Raw genomic sequence first — 8,828 nt, 5'->3', positions numbered from 1 at the left:
CAATCAGGTTTTCCTGCTCGATAACTTCCAGCACCGCCAGCCCGACCGCAGAAGACACGGTATTGCCGCCGAAGGTATTGAAATAGCTCGATTCACTGCCGAAGCGTTCCAGGATGTGCGGCTGAATAGTGATGCCCGCCATCGGGTGTCCGTTACCCATCGGTTTGCCGAGCGTCACGATATCTGGCAACACGCCGTGGCGCTGGAAGCCCCACATATGTTCGCCGGAACGGCCATAGCCCGGCTGGACTTCGTCGGCGATATACAACGCCCCGGCTTCGTGAATAACGTCGATGGCTTCTTTCAGAAAACCGGCCGGATCGAAGAAACCGCCGTCGCTGGTGAAGAAGGTGTCGATCATCAGGGCAGCCGGTTTGATGCCATGGCGATCCATATCCGCCAGTGCGGCACGGATGTCGTTGGCAAAGCGCTTGCCAACTTCAGCCGGGTTAGCCGGGTGGTGAACCGGTGCCGGAATCACCCGCGCATCACCGTTCACTTTAACGTATGGCCCCATCGAGGCCGATAGCCCGGCAATCGCTTTGGTCATGCCGTGATAACTGAATTCGGTGACGATAACGCCGGTGCCGCCGGTAAAATCTTCGGCGATACGCAACGCCAGATCGTTAGATTCGCTGCCCGTGCAGGTGAACATTACCTGGCTCAGCTCAGCGGGCATGGTGCCCACCAGTTTTTCGGCGAAGTTCAGGACATTTTCATGCAGATAACGGGTGTGCGTGTTCAGCGTGGATGCCTGACGCACAAGCGCTTCCAGCACATGAGGATGGCAATGGCCAACGGAAGGCACGTTGTTGTAGACGTCGAGATAACGGCGGCCATCAGCGTCATACACCCACACGCCTTCGCCGCGCACCAGATGCACTGGATTCTTGTAGAACAACTGGTAAGCCGGGCCCAGCAAACGACGGCGGCGTTCTATCATCGCCAGATTGTCGGCTGAAATATTGCCGCTGCTGGCGGCATCAAACGCATTGGTTTTCAACATGAGAGTCATCTCCTGACAGGCGGTTTCAACGTCACTGCCGGTGTGCAAAAAAATGCCATGACGGCGGAAGGTGATTTGATAATGCGCCGGGGAAAGCGGTAAAACTTGACCTCAGCGCGCTGACTGCTGTGCGTTGCAGTCAACTTTTCGCCGTCAGCGCGTCACGCGTGTTTTGCGGTCAACATTTGCTGTTCCTGAGTCAAGCGACGAAAACGCGCCCCTTCCATTCTGGCTATCCGCAATATCGATTTGATTTAACCGGTACGGAGTGGAACCTGATGACTGCAAAACAATCTGACATGCTCGATGACACCAGCCTGAATCTGCTGGCAACAGAAGCATTGCGCCGCTATTCCCCTGATCTGCAAGGGCATCTTTCGCTGATCTGCCGGTCGGAAAATGCCACTTTTTTACTGCGCTGCCCCGACGGCGAACGTTATGCACTGCGTGTTCACCGCGGGGGCTATCACCAGCGGGATGAAATAGAGAGTGAACTGGCGTGGCTGGATGCGCTACGTGAAAGCGAGATTCAGGTGCCTGAGGCAGTAAAAGGGCGGGATGGTACCGCTGTGCAAACTGTGGCGGTGAGCGAAACTGAAAACCGCAATGTGGTGATTTTTCGCTGGATTGAGGGCGAAATGCCAACCACGGATGTGGATCCGCGGGCGTTTGCTCAGTTGGGAGAAGTGACTGCGCGCCTGCATCAGCACAGCCGTCAGTGGCCGCATCCGGCCGGGTTTCGCCGTATTATCTGGGACAGCGATACCATGGTCGGCCCGCACGGTCACTGGGGCCGCTGGCAGGATGCGCCGGGCATGACGGCGGCCGGGATCCCGCTGATTGAAGAGACGCTGGCGCACACCGGCAGCGTGCTGAAAAGTTACGGCAAGAGTGCACAGCGCTACGGGCTGATCCACGCCGATCTGCGCCTGACGAATTTACTGTTGCACAAAGGTGAAACCCGGGTGATCGATTTTGATGACTGCGGTATGGGCTGGTATCTGCATGATGCGGCGGCGGCGATCAGTTTTGTTGAACATCATCCGCGGGCGCAGGCGTGGGTCCGCCACTGGCTGGAAGGTTACGCACGTATTTGTCACGTGAGCGATGCCGATCTGGCGGTGATCCCGACACTGATTATTCAGCGGCGGATTCAGTTGCTGGCCTGGCGCGGATCGCATGCCACCACGGAAATGGCGCAAAGCCTTGGCAATGAATGGGAACAGGAGAGCCTGCGCCTGTGCCGTGAGTATCTGGCGAAGGCGCATCATCCCTTTGTGATCGGATGAAGCTGCACGAAAAGCGGGCGCCGTAGCAGGGCGCAGGCGCGGCTGGCAAAACTGCCGAAAATTTATCTCATTGTATTGCATTGGTTTATCACCCGGAGATGTGAAGCAAGGTGCTGGTACGGAACTTGCAATTCTCTTTTATTACCGACACTTTTTATTGCCGACATAAAGGGAGTAAAAGACGATGCAGACAGGCCTTTCTTCAACGGCTTCCGGAGCCGGTTTCAGCAATGCGCTGAACGCGCTGACGCGCAGCAATGACAGCCACCGGGGGGTGCTGGCCGCAGCCGCCAGCGGCCTGAGCGATTTTATTCAGGCCAAAGGGGCAGATGTCGATCGTGTGCTAGGCATCTGCCACATCAATCCTGAATTGCTGCAACAACCTACGCTGAGTCTCGGGCTGACTAATTACTGTCAGGTTCTGGAAGAAGCGGCGGCGCAGTCAGGTTGTGATAACTTCGGTTTGCATTACGGGAAACAGTTCAAACCGCAGTCATTAGGGCTGATTGGCTACATCGGTTTATGTTCTTCTTCGGCAGAAACCGCGCTGCAAAACGTAGTGAATGCCTTTCCCTTTCATCAGCACAATACGCTGACGCGGCTGGTGGATAAGGGAGATCATTACCGGTTCGATTATCAGGTGCGGCATGGCAGCATTCTGTGCAGACGGCAGGATGCGGAACTGACGCTGGGGATGATCCTCAATTTATTGCGTCACGGGTTGGGGAAAAACTGGGCGCCGCGTGAGGTGCATTTTGAGCATCCGCGTCCGCAGCAATGGCATGAACACTGCAAAGTATTTGATGCGCCGGTGTATTTCGATCAGCCGTACAATTCCCTGCTGATCGTCAAACGCGATTTACAGCGGGCGATGCCGGAACGGGATCAGACGCTGTTGCTGGTCATGCAGGATGCGATCCGCCGTCTGAATGCGGATGCGCCGTCGCAGCAGTCGGTCACCGACAACGTGCGATCGCGGGTACGTCAGGCATTATTACGCGGCGAGCCGGTGCTTGATGAAGTGGCCGAAAAAATGGGTATGTCGCCGAGTTCGCTGCAACGCCGCCTGCGCGAACAGAACCTGACGTTTACCCAACTGGTGGATAACGTCCGTTGCGAACTGGCGACGCATTATCTGCAACAGCAACAACTGCCGATTTCCGAAATGGCGTTGCTGCTAGGGTATTCCGAAGTCAGTGCCTTTTCGCGGGCTTTCCGCCGCTGGTTTGGCGTCAGCCCGCGTCAGTGGCGGCAGACTGCCGCCAGCTAAAGCGCCATCTCCCGTTTAAAGACTTCCAGCGTGTGCGCCTTCACGCGGATAAATTCCGGGTGGCTCATGATTTCCGACCCTCGCGGGCGCGGCAGGTCGAACGGCACGATTTCCGCAATCTGCGTCGGCCGCCGCGTCAGCAGTAAAATCTCATCCGCCAGAAATACCGCATCTTCCAGGTCATGCGAAACAATCAGCATAGTGACGCCGGTCGCCAGTTGCACTTCCTGTAATTTATCGCGGATAAACAGCGTCATCTCGAAATCCAGCGCCGAGAAAGGCTCATCGAGGAACATCACTTCCGGACGCGTCGCCAGCGCCCGCATGATGCACACAGTTTGCTGTTGTCCGCCGGAAAGCTCATACGGATAGCGTTTCAGGTCGAAACGGATATCAAACATCTGCGTCAGTTCTTCGACCCGCGCATTCACATCCGCTTTGCTCATGCCGTGGCGTATCAGCGGATAGGCGATGTTGGCGCGGGCGCTCATCCATGGAAACAGCGCGTCGCGGTAGTTCTGAAACACATAGCCGATGGTGGTTTGCGCCAGCGTTTTGCCGTCGAACAGAATGTCGCCTTTATCTACCGGGATCAGACCGGCGATCATGTTCATTAAGGTCGATTTACCACAGCCGTTCGGCCCGAAGATCGACACGATTTTTCCACGCGGTAAGTCGAGATTCAGGTCGGTATACAGCGGCTGTCCGGCAAACGCCTTGCTCAGTCCGCGGATCGTCACATGGGTGTCCGGGCGCGTGGCATATTGCGGCAACTGCGGGCCTTTATAATCAGGGTTCAGCGAGAGAGGGTGCGTCATGCTTTGCTACTCCAGTGGACGGTTTTTTTCTCGATCAGCAAAAAAGCCAGATTGAGCAGATAACCCAGCGCGCCGGTGATCAGGATCGAGGCGTACATGTCTTTGATGTTAAACACCTGCTGGGCATCGATGATCCGGTGGCCGAGGCCGGTTTCTGATCCGATAAACATTTCGGCGACGATCACGATCACCAGCGCGATCGACACGCCGGTGCGCAGGCCGACAAAGGTTTGTGCCAGGCTTTCCATCAGCATGATGTCTTTGAAAATATGCCAGCGGGAAATTCCCATTACTTTGGCGGCCATCAGGCGCGTTTTTTTGGCATTCATCACGCCGTATGCGCTGTTGAACAGGATGACCAGCACGGCGGCAAAGGCAGCAATGGCGATTTTGTTGGCGTCAGTAATCCCGAAAATCAGCATAAACAGCGGGATCAGCGCTGACGACGGTGTGGAGCGGAAGAAGTCGATCAAAAATTCCAGGCTGCGGTAAACCTTTTCATTGCTGCCCAAAATTACGCCCAGCGGCACGCCAATTACGGCGGCAAAGGCAAAAGACACCAGCGTGCGGTAAAGGGTTGCGCCGATGTCGGTGCGCATGGACGCGTCGGAAAATGACTGGAACATGTAGCCGATTGTCTCGACCGGCGAGGGCAGAAGCACGGGATTCAGCCATTTTGCGCTGACGGCCAGTTGCCAGAATAAAAACAGCAGTACCGGGCCGACCAGCGGCAGTAACCTTGAAGACCAGCGTGAAGTCATCCTGTTTCTCCTTATCCCTGATAGATCAGCGAAGCGACATCCACCGGCTTGCTGAAGATTTTTCTTTCCGTAAAGACGTCATAAAACTTCTGGAACCATTGCAGGTTGTCGCCTTTCAAATCGGGATACATCACGAAGCCCGGCAGCGGCACTTCTTTGACCAGCGCCGGTTCAATGCTGGTGTAACCGGCGACGTTTTCGCGCGCTTTATCAGGGTGAGCCGCAATGAATTCCACCGCTTTCTGATAAGCGGCAATAAACTTTTTGGTTTCTTCCGGCTTGCTGGCGATAAAACTGGCGTTCAGTGCCGCTGCGCCGCCGAACCACGGGGCGTCGGCGTTGCCGAGCACGTATTTAGAAATAACGCCGGTTTCGAGTGTGCGCGAAAGGTTTTTCATGCGTCCGACAGTGCCGGTCGGTTCGAGCGTATATACGCCGTCAATTTGCCCGGCGGCCAGAGCAGGCGCGTGTTGTCCGACCGGCAGTTCAATGACTGACGGATTAGTGAAGCCATTTTTCTCCAGAATAATTTTTGCCATCGTGACGTTCTGGATCCCCGGACCGCAGGCGATTTTCTTGCCTTTCAGGTCACTGATAGCTTTTGCCGGGCTGTTGAGCGGCACCAGAAATTCATCTAACACCAGCGTATGGTTTGACGGGTTAGAACAGATAATTTTGAACAGACCCGGTGAGGTGATCGCCCCGAGTCCCAGCGCGCCGGTTGCCGTGCCGTTGGCGCAGCCGTGGATCCTGCCGGTGATCATCCCTTCGACAATTTGCTGGGCACTGGCGAATTTAACGCCTTTCACATTCAGCCCGGCTTGTTTAAAAAAGCCCTGTTCCAGTGCCACATACAGCGGCAAACCACCGACAATCGGCCAGTAACCAATACGAATTTCATCGTCGTCGGCTGCAAAAACTGACGTCGGGATCATTCCGCCAAGGGTGGACACTCCGCCGGTAATGGCGAGCCATTTCATCAGCTGGCGACGTTTTTTATCAACTTCAGGTTTGATGTTTTTCATTGGCGGTTCCCTAAGCGGTTATGAGGACGTTGCAACTTGTACTGCAACTTGTATACATAACGTTAAGCACAGGGCGTGCCAGTTCGTTCCGGCAGCGGGAATAAACGTAAATTCAGCAGGTTGAGGAAAAAGCGCGCACTGAACTGGTGCGATTTTTGTGCACGCTTTCACAAAAAGGATCCACCGCAGGGCATGTGGCTAGCAATTTATCTAGCAACCTGCCCGGCGGTGGCGAGGGATCAGACTTTAAATTCACTGCTCAGGCGGCTGACGCCCAGACCGTTCACTTTGGTGACTTTGATCTGCACCGGAATACGGTCTTTCATCGCCTCGACATGGCTGATCACGCCGATGGTTTTACCCGAGGCATTCAGGCTGTCGAGGGCATCCAGCGCGGTATCCAGCGTGTCGGCATCGAGCGTACCGAAACCTTCGTCGAGGAACAGCGAGTCGATACGGGTTTTATCGCTGACCAGATCGGACAGCGCCAGGGCCAGTGCCAGGCTGACCAGGAAGCTTTCGCCGCCGGATAGCGTGCGGGTATCGCGCACGGCATCGGCCTGCCAGGTATCGACCACCTGCAGTTCCAGCGCATCGCTGGTTTTGCGCTGCAACAGATAACGTCCGTGCAATTTTTCCAGCTGGCGGTTGGCCAGATACACCAGATGATCGAGCGTCAGACCCTGCGCGAATTTACGGAATTTCGCACCGTCGCTGGAGCCAATCATCTGGTTGAGATAACCCCAGTCATCACAGGTCCGCTGCGCCTGCGCAATCTGTGCAATCAGCGTCTGCTGACCATGGTGGCGTTGCTTGTCGCTTTCCAGCTGATTTTTCACTTCGCCCAGACGTTGTTGCAGGACTTTCAGTTGTTGTGCCAGCTCCGCCTGTTGCACCGTCAGGGCGTTAAGATCACTGTCGGTTTCACTGAGATGTGCAGGACGGGCAAGCTGATGTTTTTCGAGCTGCTGACGGGCATCCGCCAGTAATGCCTGCGCCTGTGCCAGTTGTTGTTGCAGATGTTCTTTGCGTTGCTGAAGCTGCTGGCGCAACGCGTCGTCGAGCAGCGCCAGTTTCACTGCGGCTTCATCCGAAAATCCACTGGCGCTCAATGCCTGCTGCCACGCCTGTTCCACCTGCGTCAGTTGTGCGGCGGTCTGTAACTGTTGCTGCTGCGTACTGGCCAACTGACCGGCCAACTGGTCGCGCTGTTCCTGCGCCTTATGCAGCGCGGTCTGGACATCACTCAGCGCTTGTTCTGTCGCCTGTTGTTGCTGATGTAAGTGCTCGCGAACCTGAGCAACCTGACGCTCTCCGAACAGTTCGAGGCGTCGGGCATTCAGCTCAGAAAGAGATTTTTCACCTTCCGCCAGTTGCTTTTGCAACCGCACGAGGTCTTGCTGAGATTTTGCCTGCATCTCTTCCAGCCGGGTAACGCGCTCTGTCAGCAAGGCACTTTGCTGCTGCACTTTCTGCTGTGCATTCAGCGCGTCGTTCAGGGCATCTTTGGCCTGTTGCAGGGCCCGCGCCAGCAGTTCGTGCTGGCTCAGCCGCGCCTGCGACTGCTGCTCTTCCTCATCGCGGGCGGTCAGCCATTGCGTGATGTCGGCGGTATCATGCAGCGTAAACGTCAGATTCAGCGGCGCACTGAGTTGTTGCCAGTTCAGGGTATGCGAATTCAGTTGTTGCTGATCCTGCTCAAGCTGAGTTTGCAGCCGTGTTTGTTGCTCTTTCAGGCCTTTAATTTTCGCCGCCATTTCGATACCGCTGGCTTTTGCTGCATCGAATTCCAGTTGCATTTTCTCGACACGCTGCGCGGTTTCAGAAGGTTTAACCTGCTGATAATGTTCAATCGCCGGATGTGATGTCGAGCCGCACAGCGGACAGGCTTTGCCGCTTTGCAAATTCGCGCGTTCGGCTTCAAGACTGACGATCAGCATTTCCTGTTTATGCAGCGCCTTGACGTCGTTCAGATGTTCCAGTTGTTTCTGACATTGCAGACGGATCGCGCCCAGACGCAGTTCTTCTTCGGCCAGCAGCGTCTGGTACTGCGCAAAATCTTTATGCTGTTGCTGCACGCGCTGGTTCAGTTGCGGGAAGATTTGCGAGAGTGAAAACAGCTGCTGCCGCACCGGCCGGAGCTGCATGAGTTCGGTTTGACGTTTCTGTAACACTACCTGCGGGTACTGTTTTTCCAGTTCAGTCTGACGTTGTTGTGCAACGTTAAGGGCTTCAGTCAGCGCGGCCTGACGGGTGTGATGCTGGCGGCTTTCCTCATCCAGTTTCTGACGTTCCGCCGTGATTTGCTGCAGCGTCGCGCTATGTTCACCAGCCTGTTTCTGCGACTCGCTGACCGCCTGTTGTGTTTCCACCAGCGATTTGCGCCATTGCGCGATTTCGCTATCCAGTGGCAGGATTTTTTCTTCGATCAGCGTCTGCATCTGACGCTGTTCTTCCGCCTGTTTCTGCCGTGCAGTGTGCGCCTGTTCCACCGCCAGACTCAGCGGCGTCATCTGTGCAATCTGCTGCTCCTGCTGCTGCGTCAGTTGTATCAGTAATTGCTGAAGGCGCTGCGCGTCATCCTGACAGCGCTGGCGATCATTGAGTAACGGACGCAGTTTTTCTGCCGGTTCGCTGCGCGCCAGTTGCTGTAACTGCG

7 protein-coding genes are annotated in these 8,828 nt (G+C 55.7%); 2 read left to right on the top strand and 5 right to left on the bottom strand.

What is annotated here, in order from left to right:
* Window positions 1–1,006 (bottom strand): aspartate aminotransferase family protein (locus UC14_RS25790; RefSeq protein WP_112198707.1); only part of this gene is annotated, 1,006 nt, incomplete at its 3' end.
* A gap of 278 nt (window positions 1,007–1,284) precedes the next feature.
* On the opposite strand from UC14_RS25790, the gene UC14_RS25785 reads away from it, so the two are divergent.
* Window positions 1,285–2,295, top strand: coding sequence for a phosphotransferase enzyme family protein (locus tag UC14_RS25785; RefSeq protein WP_112198706.1), 1,011 nt, complete (start codon window positions 1,285–1,287; stop codon window positions 2,293–2,295).
* 184 nt (window positions 2,296–2,479) lie between these two features.
* Window positions 2,480–3,565, top strand: a complete 1,086-nt coding sequence (locus UC14_RS25780) for an AraC family transcriptional regulator (RefSeq protein WP_225444899.1) — start codon at window positions 2,480–2,482, stop codon at window positions 3,563–3,565.
* Here UC14_RS25780 and UC14_RS25775 read toward each other — a convergent pair.
* The 4 genes from UC14_RS25775 to UC14_RS25760 all read right to left on the bottom strand — a co-directional run.
* Complete coding sequence (locus tag UC14_RS25775; protein WP_037036791.1) at window positions 3,562–4,383, bottom strand: ABC transporter ATP-binding protein; 822 nt, start codon at window positions 4,381–4,383, stop codon at window positions 3,562–3,564. The genes UC14_RS25780 and UC14_RS25775 overlap by 4 nt on opposite strands.
* On the bottom strand, window positions 4,380–5,144 hold the full coding sequence (locus UC14_RS25770) for an ABC transporter permease (protein WP_037036792.1): 765 nt from the start codon (window positions 5,142–5,144) through the stop codon (window positions 4,380–4,382). The genes UC14_RS25775 and UC14_RS25770 overlap by 4 nt, the downstream gene beginning before the upstream one ends.
* A gap of 11 nt (window positions 5,145–5,155) precedes the next feature.
* Entirely contained in the window at window positions 5,156–6,169 is a 1,014-nt protein-coding gene (locus tag UC14_RS25765) for an ABC transporter substrate-binding protein (RefSeq protein ID WP_037036793.1), read from the bottom strand.
* Between the two features lie 239 nt (window positions 6,170–6,408).
* Window positions 6,409–8,828: SbcC/MukB-like Walker B domain-containing protein (locus UC14_RS25760; RefSeq protein WP_112198705.1), on the bottom strand; the 2,420-nt coding region annotated here is incomplete at its 5' end.

Origin of the sequence: Rahnella sp. NRRL B-41462, assembly GCF_003263525.1 — a bacterium.
Lineage (GTDB): Bacteria > Pseudomonadota > Gammaproteobacteria > Enterobacterales > Enterobacteriaceae > Rahnella > Rahnella aceris.
Note: the sequence above shows the minus strand (reverse complement) of the source record. Positions and strands in the feature narration are given on the sequence as shown.

What these genes read in the sequence shown, in the direction of transcription:
- UC14_RS25785 (WP_112198706.1), top strand. Translation starts at nt 1,285, where the DNA reads ATGACTGCAAAACAATCTGACATGCTCGATGACACCAGCCTGAATCTG.
- UC14_RS25780 (WP_225444899.1), top strand. Translation starts at nt 2,480, where the DNA reads ATGCAGACAGGCCTTTCTTCAACGGCTTCCGGAGCCGGTTTCAGCAAT.
- UC14_RS25775 (WP_037036791.1), bottom strand. Translation starts at nt 4,383, where the DNA reads ATGACGCACCCTCTCTCGCTGAACCCTGATTATAAAGGCCCGCAGTTG.
- UC14_RS25770 (WP_037036792.1), bottom strand. Translation starts at nt 5,144, where the DNA reads ATGACTTCACGCTGGTCTTCAAGGTTACTGCCGCTGGTCGGCCCGGTA.
- UC14_RS25765 (WP_037036793.1), bottom strand. Translation starts at nt 6,169, where the DNA reads ATGAAAAACATCAAACCTGAAGTTGATAAAAAACGTCGCCAGCTGATG.